Below are 19748 nucleotides of genomic sequence, written 5' to 3'. Positions count from 1 at the left end.
CTCAACAATAAGTCAGCTATTTTTTTTGATGATTATTTTAGGACTCAATTATTATTACCATGACTCAACAGCATGTATTGTGGTGAATGGTAAATTAATTGCTGCTATAGAGGAAGAGCGTCTAAATAGAGACAAGCATACTACACAATTTCCAGAAAATGCTATTGACAGGTGTCTTAAAATTGCTCAATTAAATTATAATGACATTGACCATATTGCAGTATCTATTAAACCGTTGCATAATTCCTCAAAGAAATTATTTTACTGGATATTTCGCATTTTTAACCTAAGAAAACTTAAGGCTTTTTTAAGTAACGAAGTTGTGCATGGAATAAAAAAGCAGAGAAGTTTTTGGAATTGGTATAAAAAGCATTGGATTTCAAAAAAAACCGGACCCAAAGTTCATTTTATTCCGCATCACAATTGTCACGCTCCTGGATCATTTTTTGTTTCACCATATAAGGAGGCTGCTTTATTGGGTATTGATGGCTCGGGTGAATGGGCTACAACTTGGTTAGGTCATGGTAGAGATAATAGGGTTGAGGTGTTGGGAGAGAGTTTTTTCCCTTATTCATTAGGGTCGTTTTACGTGGCTGTTACTTATTATTGTGGTTTTAAGCCTTATTACGATGAGGGTAAAACAATGGGTTTAGCCCCATTAGGAGACCCAAAAGTTTATAAAGAGGATATAGCCAAAATGGTTTGGGTAGATAAAAATGGGCAACTACACTTTGATCTTAGTTATTTTAATTTTCAGAATTTAAGTCTGGAGCGACTTTCGCCAAAATTTTACAAAAAGTTCGGAAAACGCAGAAAGCCCGGAGAGGAATTTTTGCAAAGGCACATGGATATGGCGGCAGCTTTTCAAGAGGTTTTGGAAGATAGAGTTCTGGAAATTTGCGATATATTACACAACAAAACAAAATTAGATTATCTCGTTATTTCTGGTGGAGTTTCTCTAAATAGCGTAATGAATGGTAGGATCGTGCGAGAAAGTAAATTTAAAGACCTCTATGTTATGCCTGCAGCTGGCGATAATGGTACCGCCATTGGCGCTGCTTATTACTTGTATAACGGCATCTTCAAAAACCCTAGAAAATTTATCCATTTAGACCCTTATCTAGGCACCGCTTATACAAACGAGGAAATAGAAAGGGTATTAAAAGCCGCAAAATTAAATTACAAGTATTTTGAAGATATATCAGAACAAGCATCTCTATTGCTGGAGCAAGGTAATATAATTGGTTGGTTTCAAGGAAAAATGGAGATTGGACCAAGAGCTCTAGGCAATAGAAGCATTTTAGCTCATCCTACATTTCCTGACATGCAAAAGAAGATTAATTCTGAAGTAAAATTTCGGGAGGCTTATCGTCCTTTTGCGCCTTCTACAATTTTTGAAGTAAAAAACGATTATTTCGATTTAGAAGTTGAAGCCCCATTTATGCTAAAAGTTTGTAATGTTTTAAAGGATAAGCAAGCCATTATTGCTGCGGTTACCCATGTGGATGGAAGTGCACGTTTGCAAACAGTCCGCAGAGAATCAAATCCGAGATATTATGATTTGATTAAAAAACTTGGGGATAAAACTGGTGTACCAGTAGTTCTAAATACAAGTTTCAATATCCAAGGTGAGCCGGTAGTTGAGTCACCAATTGATGCCATACGTTGCTTTTTTTCTACAGGATTAGATGCACTAGTGATAGGTAATTTTGTGCTTACCAAAGACAAGTAGCAAAATAGAAAATAAATTGAGAAATAGACCTAGTGTTATTTTTGTAAGTAAGGCTCTCGTCATGACTACTTAATATACTGAGATCTTTTCAGAGAAATAACCTTAGCTTTCATATTCCAACCATAACATAGCTCAGTTTATGCTGCTTATTTAAAATTTAATAGGAATATAGAATATGAAAATAATAACATAAATATAATGTTATTATATCTGTTTAGATTCAAATTAAAACAGAAACTGAATCGTTCTAATTAAATACATAAAGTTATTTTTCCTTTCTACATTCGAGTTTAACTTATGGAACAAGCCAAGCAATGCTAAAAAGAGAAGGGAAAATACAATTATCATTTGAAAACTATTTAAACTAAATGAAAGATAAATAAGAGTAACGGATATGATTAAATGTAAAAAGCACAGGAAAAAACTAGCCTTGAAATGAGTCAGCCCCGAATTTATTAAAATGTGGTGTATGTGACTATTATCTGGGAAAAATGGACTTTTTTTATTCAATATTCTCACTCCCATTACCCGTAGTGTATCAAATAAAGGGACAAAGAAAATAGCCCCGATTACAACTAACTTATTTTGCGATTGAAATGAATATTCCGCCAGGCTCAAATTATCCATCGACAAGAATTTTATTGATAAAAAACCAATACAAAAACCAATAATTAATGAGCCCGTGTCACCCATAAATATTTTTTTGGATGAAGATAAATTGAATGGTAAATAAGCAAGTAAAATACCTTTTAAACATAAACATAAAAGGAAATAAAAATATTCTCCAGCGAGAAAGAATATAATGCCAAACAAGGCAAAAATCATTATTCCAACTGTTGAGGCCAAGCCATCAATACCGTCAATTAAATTATATGAATTTATTATGGTTAACATTATTACTGTTATAACTACGTAATTTAATACAGAAGGCATAACATTGATTCCAAAGAATCCGTCTAGTGAGAATGATTCAAAACAGCTACAGAAAACTATAAAGGAAATTGCTATTAGCTCAGCTAAAATTTTAGCTTTAGGTGTAGATAATACTAAATCGTCTTTGAGTCCGATTGCAAACATCAAGGCAACAGCCGCTATCAAATTGGTCGCTACTGCATCGGTATCCCACTTATCCAAAAAAGCCAAACCAAAAATAAGAACCAAAAAGAATGCAAAACCCGCCATCGTTGGAGTTGTAACTTTGTGCGAACTCCTTTTATCTGGAGCATCAGCCAAATTTCTGCTTTGAACAACCCAACTTATTTTTGGTATTAAAATTCTAACGGAAATATATGAACCCGCTAGAATAAGTATTGATGTTAAATAAATATTTTCAAACATGATTGCTGCAATTTAAGTAATTCTATCTTCAAAATATCCCGAATTTTTTGTGAAAAAAAATGACAAATAACTAATTTTAAACACCTAACAAGTTACCTAGATTATTTCACAATAAATCGTTAAAGCGAGCAAAAAACACATACAGAATAGCTGAATAGCAGTATATTAGTTAAAGTGCGCTAATAAATAGTTCAAATGCATAAAAAATGGGTGTTGATCTCCCTGAAAGGCGTCAACTATACAAGTGAAATTCTCAAATGTTGTGGTGATGAGCAGTGAAATAAACTTTATTAGTTGAATGTTAATAACGCAAAAACATCATGAAAGCATGATGCTTGAAATTTTTAGTTATACTTTCAAGCTTATATAAATACTAAATTCTGATTATATCAAGATCTAACTGATAATTTGTATTTCAGTATGTAAATCGGAGAACTTAAAATTTAAATTTAATTTCAATTTAATAAAATACGAATCGTTGGTCTTCGATTTAAGTATTTTACCTTTTTTATTTTAAAAAATAGCTGGTTTTATTTAATTTTAATAAAAAGGTTTCTTATAATTTTATGAAAAACGGTGTTTATATTATAACAGGAATTATTTTACTCTTTCTCGCAGTTTATATTTTTGCCTATGTAACGACTTCAATAGATAAACGCAAGTTTAAAAAACATCAAAAAAAGGATGTTGAAAATAAAATCGTTCATTTTAAAGAAGAATTAAACAACGATCAACCCATTCAATTTCAAAAACCAAAACAATACAACCGGAAAAAGAATGGAACACACAATAAAATAGAATCTTAAAAAACGATATATCGCCCACGGACTGTTATCTTAGAGGTAGCAACTTAAGTGTTTGCGTTTTAAGTATTCTCTGCTAAAATTGTATTCATTAAAATAAATTATGATCAACTCCACAACCAACGTCTATTTGTCTTGGTAATATTTATTATTGAAATGCCTTGCGGACAAACAACTTCGCAAGCGCCTGTAAAAGTACAAGAGCCAAAACCTTCTTTATCCATTTGTGAAATCATATTTTTAACCCGTTGAGACCTTTCTGGCACACCTTGTGGCAGCATCGATAAGTGGTTTACCTTAGCCGAAGTAAACAGCATAGCACTGGCATTTTTACAGGTAGCAACACAAGCGCCGCATCCAATACAAGCGGCAGCATCAAAGGCATGTTCAGCTAGCTCATGATTGATAAGTGTGCTATTGGCTTCGGGTGCTTGACCTGTATTCACGCCAATATAGCCGCCGCTTTCTATAATGCGATCTAAGGATGATCGGTCTATCATCAAATCTTTTTTAATGGGAAAGGCTTTGGCTCGAAAGGGTTCAATGTACAGTGTTTCTCCATCTTTAAAACTGCGTAAATGGGTTTGACAGGTTGTGGTGTGACTTTCCGGACTGTGAATATGACCGTTAATTACAAAACCACACTGTCCGCAAATACCTTCACGGCAGTCACTTTCAAAAGCAATGGGATCACCGCCCGATTTAATAATTTTAATGTTGAGGTGGTCCAGCATTTCAGGAACAGACATGTCGGGCGACAGGTCGTCTAACTGATGGATTTCAAATGCTCCTTTGTCGCTATTACTTTCTTGACGCCATATATGGAGTGTTAGTTTCATGTTATTTCTATTTATAACTTCTGGTTTGTAACTCAACAAACTCAAATTCTAATTGTTCTTTATGCAATTGGTATTGGTTACTTCCTAAATATTCCCAGGTACTCACATAGCAAAAATCGTCATCGTTGCGTTGTGCTTCGCCATCTAAGGTTTGAAATTCTTCTCTAAAATGAGCGCCACAAGATTCTTCACGCTGCATGGCGTCTTCCACAATCAACAGCGCCATTTCCAAATAATCGGCTACTCGTTGTGCTTTTTCTAGTTCGAAATTGATTTCTTTTTCGGTGCCAGGAACTAATAAATCTTTGTAAAATTTCTGCTGAAGGTCTAAAATAGCGGTTTTAGCTTCGTTCATTTGTTTAGCATTTCGCGACAAACCACATTTTATATATAGAATTTGTCCAAGTTGCTTATGAAATTCTTCTGCTGTGGTTGTTCCTCGGATATTGAGTAAATTATTCAACTTTTTACTCAGGTCTTTTTTTGATGTTGCTGCTGCTTGTTTCCAAACTTCCGAAGGATTTAGAGCTTCAGGCGTTTCTTCAGCTAGAAAATCCATCACAGTTCTCGGCGCAACAAAATAACCATCAACGCAGGCTTGAAGCAGGCTGTTAGCTCCTAATCGGTTGGCACCATGATCTGAGAAATTGGCTTCGCCTAATACAAACAATCCATGTAAATTACTCATCAATCTGTAATCAACCCACAAGCCACCCATATTAAAATGTGCTGCCGGTGCAATCATCATTGGTTGTTGGTAGGCATCCATGCCTGTGATTTTTTGATACATATTAAACAAATTGTCGTAGCGCTGCTTGATCACTTCTTTTCCATGCCTTTCGATAGCATGTTTAAAATCTAAATAAACCGCATTTTTCATGGGCCCAACACCGCAGCCGGCATCAATGCGTTCTTTAGCGGCACGAGATGAAATGTCTCTGGGAGCCAAATTTCCGAAAGCTGGATAACGGCGTTCTAAGTAGTAGTCGCGCTCAACTTCAGGAATGTCATTGGGATTGCGCGTATCGTTAGGAGCTTTGGGCACCCAAATACGACCGTCGTTTCGCAAAGATTCGCTCATCAAAGTGAGTTTACTTTGATGGTCTCCTAATTGTGGTAAAGATGTTGGGTGAAATTGGGTCCAGCTAGGCGCCGCCATAAAAGCACCTTTAACATGAGCACGCCAAATAGCGGTAGCATTACAATTCATAGCGAGCGTGCTTAAATAATATATTTTACCGTAACCACCTGAAGCGATAATAAGCGCATCGCAAGCATGCGAAGTGATTTCTCCGGTATCTAAGTTTCGCACTGTAACACCTTTTGCTTTATTATCAACAGTAATTAGGTCGAGCATTTCATGCCGCGTGTGTAAGGTTAGATTGTCCTGGGTATTCTGCCGCATCAAGGCCTGATAAGCGCCCAAAAGTAGTTGCTGGCCTGTTTGTCCGCGGGCGTAAAACGTCCTACTAACTTGTACCCCACCAAAAGAGCGATTGCTCAAGTAGCCACTGTATTCTCTAGCAAAAGGCACACCTTGAGCAACAGCTTGGTCTATAAGTTGCATGCTGCATTCAGCCAAGCGGTACACATTGGCTTCGCGTGCTCTGAAATCGCCACCTTTTAGGGTGTCGTAAAACATACGCCAAACGCTATCGCCGTCGTTTTGATAATCTTTGGCGGCATTAACGCCACCTTGCGCAGCCACTGAATGGGCGCGTCGTGCCGAGTCGTGAAAAGTAAACACCTCTACATTAAAACCGAGTTCAGCCAAACTGGCTGCCGATGAAGCGCCCGCCAAACCGGTACCCACCACAATAATCTTATAGCGCCGGCGATTGGCCGGATTAATGAGTTTGGCCTTATTTTTATAGTTGGTCCATTTGTCTGCTAACGGACCATCGGGAATTCTGGAATTTAACATGCCCAAAAGTTATAAAAAAAATAACTTTTGGGCAATGAGTTTGGTCAGGTTAACTAAAATAAAAATCTTAAAGGGTTACTTGGCTACGAAAGCTTCAATAATATCATTAATAGCTTGATTTGTAGGTTCAAAATCTTCCTTAAACAAATGTCTGTGAAGCGGATTCCCATCTACTTCAGGTAGTAATACCAAGTCGGTTTTTTTGCTAAAAACATCGTCCCATTTAGTTCTTACTTTCGCCCACTTGTCTTGGTTCTCTTCCCAATATTGTAGAGCGGCTTTGCATTTGGCATCATCAACTTTGGTGTAAGTGTTGAATCCCTTTTCTTTAGCCAGCGTAAAATCTTCACCGTTATCATTTCTAACTACTTTTAGATTGTCCTGGTCGTGTACCCAACCAAACGGGGTAATTTCATGACGGTTGGTTCTTACGGTAACATTGTAATCGTTTCTTTTGGTATATTCTCGTCTGGGAAGTGGCGCATCGGTAGTGTTTTCCCAATAACTTTTCCCATCTACATGAACCCAAGTGGCGGAGCCTTCGTAACGCGGACTATCATCTACCTGAAATACCTTTTGCGTCCATTGACCTTTTACTTCTTTTGGGTTCTTAGTAGTAAATTGCCATTTATTATCGGCATGAAACATGTAAAAATCGGTATTTTCAAACATCCAGTCTTGTCTCCAGTGCTTGATAACCGACTGTTTTGTTGGTGGACCAACAATTAATAAATGTTGTAATACTAACTTGTTATTTGAGTCTTCGACAAGTTCAACCCATTCTAATCCTTTGTCGTGTTTTACTGCTGAAGGTACATAAGACGTACCGTTGGTGTAATTAAAAGTTTCGGCAAAATCGAAGTTGACTTCATAGCAGCCACACATATTTTTAATGGCTGTAATGTCTTGTGATTTTTTAGATTGCGCATTTAATAACAATAGGTTGCATATAAATGCCAAGGTCAATAAGCTGAGCTTTTTCATAGTTTAAGATTAAAAGTTTAACAAATTTTTCAAGAGTTATTATTATTTAGAATAAATTAAAATAATATATATTTGCGGCAAATTTAAATGGAATGAGTCTAAATAAAAATAATTTAACACTTATTTTTTTCATTTTTTTCATCGGAAGATCGTTGGCACAGCAAACAGAGAGTAGAGAAAAGGATTCACTTGAAGTAGAGTCGCTTTCCGAAGTTCTTATAACGGGTACACGCACCTTAAGGCAGTTGTCGTCTTTGCCTTTACCGGCCCAAATCATTACAAAAAAACAAATTCAGAATATTAATTCTGTTAGACTATCTAATGTCTTGGCTGAACAAACCGGCTTAATCACGGTTCCTGATTTTGGGGGCGGCGAGGGCATTCAACTTCAAGGATTAGATTCGCAATACACCTTAATTTTAATCGACGGCGTACCACTTATTGGGCGCCTTGCAGGAACTTTAGACCTGAATCGAATCACTGTTGGTAACATCCAGTAAATTGAAGTGGTTAAAGGGGCATCGTCCAGTTTATATGGCAGCGAAGCCCTTGGCGGTGTGGTTAATATTATTACTGAAACGCCTAAGGAAGGATTAGATGCCGAAGTAAATTATAGGCAAAGCAGTTTTAATACATCAGACTTATCCACAAGTTTGAGCCATAAAAAAGAGAAATTAAGTGTAGGCGGATTTTTAAACCGATTCTCAAGCGATGGTTATAATTTGGGAACTAATCCGGCAATTAATACCGTAGAACCTTTTGAAAACTACACTTTAAGTGCCAAAATAGGGTATGAGCTTTCCGATAAAACCAATGCCAAAGTGTCTTTGCGATATTTTACCCAAAATCAGGACTTTGTGGCGTCTGAAGCGCTTAGAGGTGAAAGTGATATTAATGAATGGAACGGACTGTTACTATTTAATCACGAATTCAGCTCCAAATGGCAGTCCACTTTTGAATTTTACACCACGCGCTATAAAACAAACGAGTTTTTAGATGATGACACCGGCAACAGATTTAGCGATAATTTTTTTAATCAGTTAATGATAAGACCCGAAGCCCGAAGCACTTTTAAATTAAATGATAACAATGAATTTATTGGTGGCATCGGTCTTACACACGAAACTTTAGACCGCACGAATTTTTCAACCACGCCGGTTTTTAATGCGCCGTACATTTATGCGCAATGGGATGCTCATTTGAATGATCAACTAAATTTAATTGTAGGCGCCAGATACGACAGCCACAACGAATACCAATCGCAATTAAGTCCGAAGGCCGCCCTCAGATACGAAGTAAACAATAAATTGGCGATAAAAGGCTCAGTGGGTTATGGCTTTAAAGCGCCCGATTTCAGGCAGTTGTATTTTGATTTTAATAACACCACCGTTGGCTATACTGTTCTTGGTTACAACGTCGTGGAGGAAGCGATTGCCAATCTTCAAAATCAAGGTCAAATTACTAATATATTGGTTCCGGTATCTCAGTTTGATTCTGAATTGAAACCTGAAAGTTCGGTGAGTTTTAATCTGGGATTTGATTATGATCTTTCTTCATTTATAAAGTTGAAGGTGAATGCTTTTAGAAATAACATTAACAATTTAATCGATACACAAATCATTGCCAATAAAACCAACGGACAAAATGTCTTTAGCTATTTCAATATTTCTGAAGTCTATACGCAAGGTCTGGAATTCAATGCCTCATGGAAACCTAATAATGAGCTCTCGATAAGCGGTGGTTATCAACTGTTGTATGCCAAAGACAAAGAAGCTGAAGCAGCCTTTAGAAATGGCGAGGTATTTGCCAGGCAAAGTCCGACGTCACCCGCATTCCAACTCTTTGAAAACGATTATTTCGGATTGCTGAATCGTTCCAGACACATGGCAAATTTCAAGGTGTTTTACAACTTACCACAATGGAAATTGTCAACCAATTTGAGAGTGGTGTATCGCAGTAAATTCGGTCTGTTCGATTCTAACGGGAATGGCTATTTAGATAACTTCGACACTTTTGTTGAAGGTAATGCCGTGGTCAATCTTGCATTTAATAAAACGCTGTTTAACAATTATAAACTGGGGATTGGTGCTGATAACCTTTTCAATTTTACCGATGCACCGAACATTCCGAATGTGCCCGGAAGAATTATTTATGTAACGTTAAATTTTCAATTATAAACCTTTAATTACTAATCTTATGAAAACCATTAAATTTTTATTTCTTTCAATTTTTTTAATCAGCATTATGTCTTGTAGTAACGATGACGATAACAATGTGCTTTTAGAAGTACAAACAGAAACCGTACTCAATTTACATGCGCCACAGAGTGGTGGACAAGGTCAGCCAATCTCCGGGGCGTTTACAAAATTTAGTTTTGAAACCGGTGCTATAACTACCAGTGAGACCGATTGGGATATTGCTTTTAGAGGCACCACTATTATTGTAAACGGTGGCCAGTCTTTAGGCACCAACGACGAACCCGAAAGAACCGGTAATGCCGCTGCGTATATTGCCAACGGCACTATGGCATCGGTTACCGAAGTAGATACAGATTTGTTGGTTTCTGATTCTGCCAATGGCTACGCAATACCGGCAGGAAGTGGTAACGGCTGGTATTTGTACAATCAGCAATTATTTTTGGTAACGCCGATAGCCGGTAAAATTCTGGTGTTTAGAACTCATGATGGACGCTATGCTAAAGTTGAAATTTTAAGTTATTATAAAGATGCCCCTGAAAATCCAAACGCTATGGTTGATGAAGGTCGTTACTATACATTTAACTACGTGTATCAGCCTAATCAAGACATCACAATTTTTTAAGACATGGGGAAAATAGTATCAATAGCATTTATTGCCTTAAGGCTGTTTTTAGGCGGATTTATGATATACGGCGGCATTCAAAAATTCTCCAAACCCATGCCAACACCGGTTGAGGTGGTTGAAAAAGCACAACAATTTACCTCACCCGATCAAGTAGAAACGCTTCAAAAAATATTATACATCAGCGGTGCCAAGCAAACCGGTTATTTTTGGGAAGTTTTAGGTATTTGCGAATTATTATTTGGGCTATTACTTATTTTACAAGGAACAGGCTTTGTTGGCGCTTTGCTGTTACTACCAATTACGCTTCATATTTTTCTGTTCCATGTGTTTTTAGAACCCAATGATGTACCCGAACTACTGCAAACCGGTGCCCTGTTTCTGGTAAATATAGTACTGGTTTTAAAAGAACGCAATCAATGGAAACATTTGTTGTGGATTAAACCGCTGTAGCGGGAATATTTTTTAAACTGTTAAGACCTCATGGATTTTAATCTGTGAGGTCTATTTTTTATACCCAATTTGAGGCCTTGGTGTGGGATTTTCCTTTTTATCAATTAGTTCATCTAGATAATTAAACACCAATTCAATGTTCTTGCTGTGGTTGGTTAGTTTTTGTTTTATGGCTTCGATTTCTAATTTGAGAGAAAGATTGTCGCTGAGCATTTCTCTTATTTTGGTGAAAACTCTTATGATTCTTATGTTTACTGCGATGGCTCTTTCGCTGTTTAACACGCTGGATAGCATTAAAACACCATATTCTGTAAACATAAATGGTTCACTTCGTCGTCCGCCCCAACTTGAGGTCGCATTTTGCGACTTCAAGTTTGCCCATTCTTCTTTTGTTAATTGGAACATAAAGTCTTCAGGAAAACGATTGATATTTCTTTTTACTTGCTCATTAAGACGTTTGGTTTCTACTTGATATAAATCTGCTAAATCACTATCTAACATGACCTTTTTATTTCTAACCAAAAATATTTTATTGGCGATAATTTCATCGGGGATGGATAACTCTTTACTCATATAGATGGTTTAATATTAATTTTTGATCTAACTAAACATTCACCTTCAACTTAAACGCCTCCAATTCCACCTTCAACTCATTAAACATACTTAAAATACTGCTCAGTTTGAGCTCATCTTCTTTGTACTCTTGGGTATTGATGCAACAGGTAAATTCCCAAAGTTCGAATACGTTTTCAATAGGAATTTCATAAGCTTGGTATGCTTTATTGTCGCTGCTCAATAATAAAGTATTGTTTTTGTCAATTTGATTATAAATGCGTTTATAGACCAGTCCGTCGTTTTTGGTCAGCACAATATAGGTGCGACCGTTTTTAACGCTTTTAAAGTCTTCTACAAATTTGGCTACCACAAAAGCACCATCTTTTACCGGCAGCATCGAGTCGCCTTTAATAGGAAACGCGCGGTGCGTACCGGTAGGTAAAAAAGGTAGTTTTATTTTTTGTAATTGCTCGATATACTCAGGATCGTCGTAACCCGATAAATAACCGGCCGAGGCTTGCGCAGGAATAATTTCAATCAAATCCTCGTTTTGCTCGTTCACCGTTATAGGAAACAACACCCGCTTGTTGCCCACACTTATAAACGAGGTGTCTTTGGCCAAGCGCAAATCGTTTTTTACCAAAATATCGATGGGAATATTGAAGTAGTTAGATAACTCCACCAATCTGTCTATAGGGGGTTCTGATCGGCCTTCTTCGTAAGAACCTATCATAGAACGCGTCCAGCCCAGCTCGTCGGCAAATCGTTCTTGCGAAAAACCTTTAAGACTGCGTAAATGTTTGATATTGGCTTGTATGGGTTTCATGGCTTATAAGTATAGTTTTTAGTTGATTAATGGTAATGTTATGGACCTGTTGTCTTTTGAAATTTCGTTGTAAACCCACGTCACTTCCTGTCTGCCGACGGGCAGGCGAGTGATTCCGAGGAACGAGGAATTGTATCGAGAAGCCATGTAGATGCTGCTTCTCGATACAATTTTTATTCCGTTGTACTTCATAAAAATCACTCGAAGTGACGACAACCTCAGAACACAGTTTTTTACTACCATCCAAATCACAAAAGATCAAATAGACTAACTTTAACATTATTTGCTACAAAAGTAAGCAATAATCACTACAATATGTAGCTAAATTTGTATAAAAATCACAACGGTAGATAACAAAACTGATTTTTCATGATTTTACCCTTTAGGGATAGGGCAAAAAATCTTGAAAAATCTATTAAATCAACTGTTGTCATGTACTAAAAAATAACTGCTATGTACCTCAATTGCCATACCTACTACAGCTTGCGCTACGGCACCATTCAGCCCGAGCAACTGCTGGCTATTGCATCTAAAAATGGGGTGCAAACCCTTGCTTTGACTGACATTAACAACACTTCGGCTTGTATGGAAGTGTTGCGGCTTTCTAAAAAGTACGAAGTAAAACCGGTATTGGGGGTCGATTTTAGAAACAAAGCCACACAAGAATTTATTTTGATTGCTAAAAATAACGAAGGATTTAAAGCCATTAATACTTATTTATCCTCCTTTTTATACGAAGCGGAAGTGAATATTCCGCCAAGGCCAACCATCGATTTGCCCGATTGCTTTGTGGTGTATCCTTATCAAAAGGGCAAAGATTTCAACTTAAAACCTAACGAATTTTTAGGCATTGCGCCAGAAGATTTAAACCGGTTGAAATTTTCTAAATGGAATGGCTTAAGGTCTAAACTAGTGGTGCTACAAACCGTATCGTTTCAGCATAAAAAAGATTTTAATACACACCGATTGCTCCGCGCTATCGATAACAACACCTTATTGAGTAAACTTCCAAACGCCGAGCAAGGTTTAGAAAGCCACACCATGTTGCCGTATCACGACCTTTGTGCACGCTATGCCGAATTCCCTGAGCTTATCAGCAACACCAACACCTTGCTGGCGCGCTGTAAACAAAGTTTTGATTTTTCTAAAACCACTTCCAACAATCAGCAGAGCTATACGCGTAATGTTGATTTAGATTTTAGATTGCTAAAAAAACTTACCTACGCCGGTTTGTATTACCGTTACAAAAAACCGGGCAAGCGTGTGTTTGATCGTATAGAAAAAGAACTTTCCATCATTAAAGAAAAGGGCTTTGTGTCTTATTTTTTAATCAATTGGCGTATTTTAAAATACGCCCGCAGCAAAGGCTATTTTTATGTGGGTCGCGGTAGTGGTGCCAACAGTATTGTGGCGTATTTACTGCGTATTACCGATGTAGATCCGGTGGAATTGGATTTGTATTTTGAACGATTTATCAACCTGTTTCGCACCAATCCGCCCGATTTCGATATTGATTTCTCCTGGACCGATCGCGACGATATTACCCAATTCATCTTTAAGCGTTTTAAACACACCGCGCTTATTGCGGTTTACAACACCTTTAAATTCAAGGCTGCGGTGCGCGAATTGGGTAAAGTTTTTGGATTGCCAAAGGCTGAAATTGATGTGCTTACCACCGGAAAGTTTAATCTTAATCAGTTAGACAAGCTTTCAAAATTGGTGCTTACTTACAGCGAATACATTCAGGGTTTTCCGAATTATCTGGGTATCCACGCCGGCGGGATTTTAATTTCAGAACAGCCCATTCACACCTATACAGCCACATTTATGCCGCCTAAAGGTTTTGCTACTACCCAGTTTGATATGGTGGTGGCCGAAGATATCGGACTCCATAAATTCGATATTTTGAGTCAGCGTGGCTTGGGAAAAATTAAAGATGCCACCCAAATTATTGCTGAAAATCATCCCGAAAACGCGTCCTTAGACATTCACGATATCAAGCGTTTTAAGCAAGATAAACGCATTAAATATTTGCTTAAAAATGCCAAAGCCATTGGTTGTTTTTATGTAGAATCCCCTGCCATGCGTATGTTGCTCAAAAAACTTCAGGTAGATAATTATTTAGGATTGGTGGCCGCCAGTTCGGTGATTAGACCCGGCGTCTCGCAAAGTGGTATGATGCGCGAGTACATTTTGCGCTACCGCTATCCCGAGCGTCGCAAAGAGGCGCATCCGGTCTTACTAAGCATTATGCCCGAAACCTTTGGCGTGATGGTGTATCAGGAAGATGTGATTAAAGTGGCGCATCATTTTGGCGGACTTACCTTAGGTGAAGCCGATATGCTGCGCAGAGGTATGTCGGGGAAATTTCGTTCCAGAGAAGAATTTTTAAAAGTGAAACAACAGTTTTTTACCAATTGCCATAACGATGGTAAATCTGAAGAGCTCACCGCTGAGATTTGGCGACAAATAGAAAGTTTTGCAGGCTACGCTTTTGCCAAGGGCCATTCGGCGTCGTATGCAGTTGAGAGTTATCAAAGCTTATTTTTAAAGGCTTACTATCCGTTGGAATATATGGTGGCTTGCATCAATAATTTTGGCGGATTTTACAGCACCGAACTTTACGTACACGAAGCGCGCATGCACGGCGGCAACATTCAAGCACCTTGCATCAACAACAGCCGTATCGAAACTGTTATTAAAGATAAAACCATTTATATAGGGTTGATGTTTTTACAACATTTGGAGTCTAAAACCATGCGTATGATTCTTAAAGAACGCGACCAAAATGGGTTATTTAAGAGCTTAGACGATTTTACCGAGCGCGTTCCCATTTCCATAGAACAAATCAGCATTCTCATTAAAATCAATGCGTTTAGATTTACTGGTACTAACAAACGGGAACTACTTTGGGAAGCCCATCTAAAAGGAGGAGCTGCCAATTTAAGCAACCCCAATTTAAGTCTGTTTAAAACGCCACGCGTTAATTACAGCACACCCGAATTGCCCAGCACCGCGCAAGAAAATGCTTTTGACCAAATAGAATTATTGGGCTATCCGCTTTCCAATCCGTTTAAATTATTGGCCGGCGGACTGATTAGTAAATTAAGAGCTAAACATTTAGAGACTTTATTAGAAGAAATGGTCGTTATTGACGGTTATTTGGTAACGGCCAAACCCACCAAAACATCTAGTAGAAAACCTATGTTTTTCGGTACTTTTTTAGATGCCGATGGCTATTTTATAGACACAGTGCATTTTCCGCCGGTGGCTGCCAAATATCCGTTTAGAGGTAAAGGCGTGTACCGCATTACCGGCGTGGTAAAAGAAGAATTTGATTGTATTACCATAGAAGTTTCTAAAATGGAACGCCTAGCTGTAATGGAAGATCCGCGATATGCCAACCCCAAACCCATAGCGGTATGAGCAACGAACGCGCCATAGTTCACATGGATTTAGACACTTTTTTTGTGTCTTGCGAACGCTTACTCGACAGTCGCCTTATTGGCAAACCAGTGCTTATTGGCGGCACTAGTGATAGAGGCGTAGTGGCATCCTGCAGCTACGAAGCCCGCAAATTTGGTGTACACTCGGCCATGCCGATGCGTATGGCGAAGCAGCTCTGTCCCGAAGCCATTGTGTTACGTGGTAACTCGGGGATTTACTCAAAATTTTCGAACGATGTTACCGAAGTCATTAAAGACAGTGTGCCACTTTACGAAAAAACCTCCATCGATGAGTTTTATATCGACCTTACCGGAATGGATAAGTTTTTTGGTTGCCATAAACTGGCTTCAGAATTGCGGCAACGCATCATCAAAGAAACCGGAATACCCATTTCGTTTGGACTGTCTATTAACAAAACCGTATCAAAAATTGCCACCGGAGAAGCCAAACCCAATAACGAAATCAATATTATAAAAGGCACCGAAAAACCCTTTTTGGCACCACTATCAGTTAAAAAAATACCTATGGTAGGTAATGTTACCTATAAAACGCTGTGCGATTTGGGTGTAAAACGCATTCAAACCGTACAAGAAATGCCCATGGAATTAATGCATAAAGTTTTGGGCAGTAACGGACTCACCATTTGGAAAAAGGCCAATGGCATAGATAACAGTCCCGTGGTGCAATACCAGGAACGCAAGAGTATTTCTACCGAGCGCACTTTTGGAAAAGACACGACAGATGTGAATAAGTTAAAAGGGATGATTATTGCCATGACCGAAAATTTGGCCTACCAACTGCGGCGTGGCAACAAGCTCACGGCTTGTGTAACGTTTAAAATACGGTATTCAGACTTTCAAACCTATACCCAGCAGAAACACGTTGCCTACACGGCCATGGATCACAACCTAATTCCGGCTGTTTTAGACTTGTTTTATAAACTCTACAATAGGCGTTTGCTGGTACGGTTGATAGGCGTAAAATTTAGTCATTTGGTAGAAGGTGGACAACAAATTAATTTGTTTGAAGACAATCAAAAACACTTGAATCTCATCCAATCCATCGATAAATTACGCGAGCGTTATGGCGACCGTGCTGTTATTTGCGCTGCCGGTATGGAAGCAAAAACGATTAGCAGATGGAATCCGTTTAATGGTGAACCGCCGCCGCTGTTGGCTAACAGGCATCAGTGAGTGTGTTAACTATTAAGAATCAATCTACCGCCTAATTAATTTTGAGGAAATTTAAAATACTAAAACAATAAAATCATTAACTTACCTTTGTAATACACAAACAGAATGCTAAGGTAATGACAATAAAACAAGGTGCTACAAAAAAGAGCATCATTAAATTACTTGAGAATTTATCAAAAGAGTTAAAGTCTAATGGTGTTGACGAGCATAAATATGTTGGAAAAATCAACTTAAAAAGGAATGCTTTAAACATACAAAAAGAACTTAGAGGTGAATGGGAATAAGTTTTGATAACGCAGCATAAAGATTCAACAATACGATAACTTCACTACTAGCATAATATATTTTTCGTATTATCATCAAATATAAACGTATCAAAACGTATCATTTTGTGTTTGTGTTTTCAAATCATAATCGTATATTTGCGTATCAAATCGTATCAAAGTGGACAACGGAGTATATAATTTCAGACTGAATATTGATTGGAAACTGATTAACTTAATCAGTGAAATAGACCGTTTTGATGCCAATTGGACGGCTATTGAACGCAAAGAAGGACAAAGTCTCAAAGAGTTAAAAAGTATTGCTACCATGCGAAGCGTAGGAGCTTCAAACCGCATTGAAGGTAATAAAATGAGCGATGAAGAAGTGGAAGCATTACTTCAAAAAATTGATATTAATAAACTTACCAACAGAGATTCGCAGGAAGTAGTCGGTTATTTCGAGGTGATGGATTTGATTTCGGAATCTTACGAAAACATCAAAATTACAGAAAACCATATCAAAAGTTTACACAATAGTTTGATGAAATATAGTGCCAAAGATCATTGGTATAAGGGCAGTTACAAGCTACATAGCAACGCTGTTGAAGCTTCATTTCCTGATGGTACAAAACAAATCATTTTTAAAACTACTGAAGCAGGATTTGCTACCGAAGAAGCTATAAGGCAGTTGATGAACTGGTATGATTTTGAAACAGAAGTTCATCCATTAATCAAAGTGGCATCGCTTGTTTATGATTTTTTGAGTGTGCACCCTTTTCAAGATGGAAATGGTAGATTAAGTCGATTGATTTCAAACCTTTTGCTACTCAAAAACGGATACAAATGGATACAATACGTGAGTTTTGAACACGAAATCGAAAGCCGAAAAAATGAATATTATCAGGTGCTTAGAAGTTGTCAGTCACAACGCCCCAATGAAGATATAACCGTTTGGGTGCATTTCTTTTTGAGTTGCTTATCAAATATCCAAGCGCAACTAATAACAAAATTGCAAAAAAGTGGTTTAGAAGCGCAACTCTCGCCCAAAGAAAAATTAATTTTTACGATTATTCAAAACCGTCCAAACATTCAGTCAGGGGAAATTTCAGAAAAACTGGCGATACCTTCGCCAACTGTAAAACGTATTTTGTCGGTATTGCTCCAAAAAGGATTAATCGAAAAACAAGGAAGCGGGCGCAGTGTGAGTTACACGATTAAATAACATCTAAAATCATAAAAACAAGTAAAGTTTACAACATCAAAATTCTTGATAATGTTATTATAGCAGCAACCTATATCTAGATTTCCTATTAATTATTCTGATGTTGGTTTCAAGAATGCGGATGAACTCACATTAATACATTACGAAAACTAATCTTTTTTTCGTAAAGAAATTACCCAAATTGAGAAAAAGAAATAGTAACCTTTTTTCGGAAAAATTTTATAGATTGTAAGTGAATTTTAGTGGGGTTTAGAAATCATCTAATATGAATAATTACTGTCATTTTTTATTAATAGTTTTTTTGTGTTTTTCGTGTAAATCTGTCACAACGAGCGGAAAATGTTTAGAAAGTAAAGAATTTAAAGTTGTTTTTTTAAAAAACATTCAATTCGTCGATAACCATTTTAAGGAATTCGACAAAGATGAATTTTTTAAAGGAGTCGAAAATTTGGAGGATGCCTCGAAATTGTTTGAAAAGAGAAAAGAATCTCTAATGGATGCACTAAAATTTATATCCCAATATTCACATGTTTCTTTTGAAAGTATGTGGAATTATGGTAATACCTATCCTTATGGCGTGTATCTTAGTGATAGAGAGAACTGGATTAAATGGTATGAAAAGAACAAATGTCACAATATTCAATTGATTAACTAATTACTCTATACAACTTAACTCTATTTTTAATGCCGTAATTTCTGTTGCCGACATGGAAGCCAAAACCATTAGCCGTTGGAATCCGTTTAATAGTGAACCGCCGCGGCTGTTGGCTAATAGGCATCATTGAGTGATTAACCCTTTCAGGGTTTGTAACGATTTCTATTTCGACTAAAAGTACTCGTAGTTTTTTGATTCAGACCTCACAGTCCCGAAGTTTCTGGATCAATAACCTGTGAGGTCTTATTAAGTTGCGAGTTTTAAAATTCTCAATCAGGAAGTGTCCCTTGAGCGGCAACGAAAGGCTTAATAGATAACCTAGTTTTTGGCTAATAACTTAGATTTAGGAGTTTAAAATTCATTCTTTGGTGTAAATGAACTCTCTCAGTCCCCAGGCTTCGGGATGAAACCCTGAGAGAGTTCTAGACTGAGAAACTTTGAAGTAAACTTAACTTACAAATATATTATTAGGTCGGCTATTATTTTTGTAATAAACTATTTAGAATCCAAAAACAAAGAAAAATATTTATTATATTAACCTACTTTTGGCATTAAAACCATTACAGGTTATAGCCTTTTCAGCGGCAATTTGCGGACTAAACTCATTGGTAAATTAGATTATGAAAAGACTTTTAAAATTTTACAACTCACCACAAAGGAATTTGGTTGTTGGTTATGTGTTTTTATTTTTCGG

16 protein-coding genes are annotated in these 19748 nt (G+C 37.3%); 10 read left to right on the top strand and 6 right to left on the bottom strand.

Going from position 1 to position 19748, the window contains the following annotated elements:
* Positions 1-28: 28 nt before the first annotated feature.
* On the top strand, positions 29-1732 hold the full coding sequence (locus V7Z48_RS01575) for a carbamoyltransferase family protein (RefSeq protein ID WP_334111632.1): 1704 nt from the start codon (positions 29-31) through the stop codon (positions 1730-1732).
* 225 nt (positions 1733-1957) lie between these two features.
* Here V7Z48_RS01575 and V7Z48_RS01570 read toward each other — a convergent pair whose 3' ends face one another.
* Positions 1958-3070, bottom strand: coding sequence for an MraY family glycosyltransferase (locus tag V7Z48_RS01570; protein ID WP_334111631.1), 1113 nt, complete (start codon positions 3068-3070; stop codon positions 1958-1960).
* 566 nt (positions 3071-3636) lie between these two features.
* Between V7Z48_RS01570 and V7Z48_RS01565 the strand changes: the two genes are divergently transcribed.
* Positions 3637-3876 carry a hypothetical protein gene (locus tag V7Z48_RS01565; protein WP_334111630.1) on the top strand — a complete coding sequence of 80 codons (240 nt, stop codon included), beginning with the start codon at positions 3637-3639 and terminating at the stop codon, positions 3874-3876.
* A gap of 104 nt (positions 3877-3980) precedes the next feature.
* On the opposite strand, the gene V7Z48_RS01560 is transcribed toward V7Z48_RS01565, so the two are convergent.
* From V7Z48_RS01560 to V7Z48_RS01550, 3 genes are all read right to left on the bottom strand, one after another.
* The gene (locus V7Z48_RS01560; RefSeq protein WP_334111629.1) at positions 3981-4712 is read right to left on the bottom strand and encodes a succinate dehydrogenase/fumarate reductase iron-sulfur subunit; all 732 of its coding nucleotides are present in this window, start codon (positions 4710-4712) and stop codon (positions 3981-3983) included.
* A gap of 7 nt (positions 4713-4719) precedes the next feature.
* Entirely contained in the window at positions 4720-6636 is a 1917-nt protein-coding gene (locus V7Z48_RS01555) for a fumarate reductase/succinate dehydrogenase flavoprotein subunit (protein ID WP_334111628.1), read from the bottom strand.
* Positions 6637-6711: 75 nt separating this feature from the next.
* Positions 6712-7620, bottom strand: a complete 909-nt coding sequence (locus V7Z48_RS01550) for a DUF6607 family protein (protein ID WP_334111627.1) — start codon at positions 7618-7620, stop codon at positions 6712-6714.
* Between the two features lie 92 nt (positions 7621-7712).
* Between V7Z48_RS01550 and V7Z48_RS01545 the strand changes: the two genes are divergently transcribed.
* The 4 genes from V7Z48_RS01545 to V7Z48_RS01530 are packed head-to-tail and all read left to right on the top strand — an operon-like array spanning position 7713 to position 10893.
* On the top strand, positions 7713-8120 hold the full coding sequence (locus tag V7Z48_RS01545) for a Plug domain-containing protein (RefSeq protein ID WP_334111626.1): 408 nt from the start codon (positions 7713-7715) through the stop codon (positions 8118-8120).
* A gap of 6 nt (positions 8121-8126) precedes the next feature.
* The gene (locus V7Z48_RS01540; RefSeq protein WP_334111625.1) at positions 8127-9797 is read left to right on the top strand and encodes a TonB-dependent receptor plug domain-containing protein; all 1671 of its coding nucleotides are present in this window, start codon (positions 8127-8129) and stop codon (positions 9795-9797) included.
* A 19-nt stretch (positions 9798-9816) separates the two neighbouring features.
* Positions 9817-10440: an HmuY family protein gene (locus V7Z48_RS01535; protein WP_334111624.1), complete on the top strand. Its 624-nt coding sequence runs from the start codon at positions 9817-9819 to the stop codon at positions 10438-10440.
* A gap of 3 nt (positions 10441-10443) precedes the next feature.
* Entirely contained in the window at positions 10444-10893 is a 450-nt protein-coding gene (locus tag V7Z48_RS01530) for a DoxX family membrane protein (protein ID WP_334111623.1), read from the top strand.
* A gap of 51 nt (positions 10894-10944) precedes the next feature.
* Here V7Z48_RS01530 and V7Z48_RS01525 read toward each other — a convergent pair whose 3' ends face one another.
* Positions 10945-11466: an ORF6N domain-containing protein gene (locus V7Z48_RS01525; protein ID WP_334111622.1), complete on the bottom strand. Its 522-nt coding sequence runs from the start codon at positions 11464-11466 to the stop codon at positions 10945-10947.
* Between the two features lie 31 nt (positions 11467-11497).
* Positions 11498-12274 carry an XRE family transcriptional regulator gene (locus V7Z48_RS01520; protein WP_334111621.1) on the bottom strand — a complete coding sequence of 259 codons (777 nt, stop codon included), beginning with the start codon at positions 12272-12274 and terminating at the stop codon, positions 11498-11500.
* A 453-nt stretch (positions 12275-12727) separates the two neighbouring features.
* Here V7Z48_RS01520 and V7Z48_RS01515 point away from each other — a divergent pair, with 453 nt between their 5' ends.
* From V7Z48_RS01515 to V7Z48_RS01500, 4 genes are all read left to right on the top strand, one after another.
* Complete coding sequence (locus tag V7Z48_RS01515; protein WP_334111620.1) at positions 12728-15700, top strand: DNA polymerase III subunit alpha; 2973 nt, start codon at positions 12728-12730, stop codon at positions 15698-15700.
* Positions 15697-16914 carry a DNA polymerase IV gene (gene dinB, locus V7Z48_RS01510; protein ID WP_334111619.1) on the top strand — a complete coding sequence of 406 codons (1218 nt, stop codon included), beginning with the start codon at positions 15697-15699 and terminating at the stop codon, positions 16912-16914. The genes V7Z48_RS01515 and dinB overlap by 4 nt, the downstream gene beginning before the upstream one ends.
* 116 nt (positions 16915-17030) lie before the next feature.
* Positions 17031-17198 carry a hypothetical protein gene (locus V7Z48_RS01505; RefSeq protein WP_334111618.1) on the top strand — a complete coding sequence of 56 codons (168 nt, stop codon included), beginning with the start codon at positions 17031-17033 and terminating at the stop codon, positions 17196-17198.
* A 160-nt stretch (positions 17199-17358) separates the two neighbouring features.
* Entirely contained in the window at positions 17359-18399 is a 1041-nt protein-coding gene (locus V7Z48_RS01500; protein WP_334111617.1) for a Fic family protein, read from the top strand.
* Positions 18400-19748 lie beyond the last annotated feature (1349 nt).

The organism is Paucihalobacter sp. (assembly GCF_036825875.1).
Lineage (GTDB): Bacteria > Bacteroidota > Bacteroidia > Flavobacteriales > Flavobacteriaceae > Paucihalobacter.
Note: the sequence above shows the minus strand (reverse complement) of the source record. Positions and strands in the feature narration are given on the sequence as shown.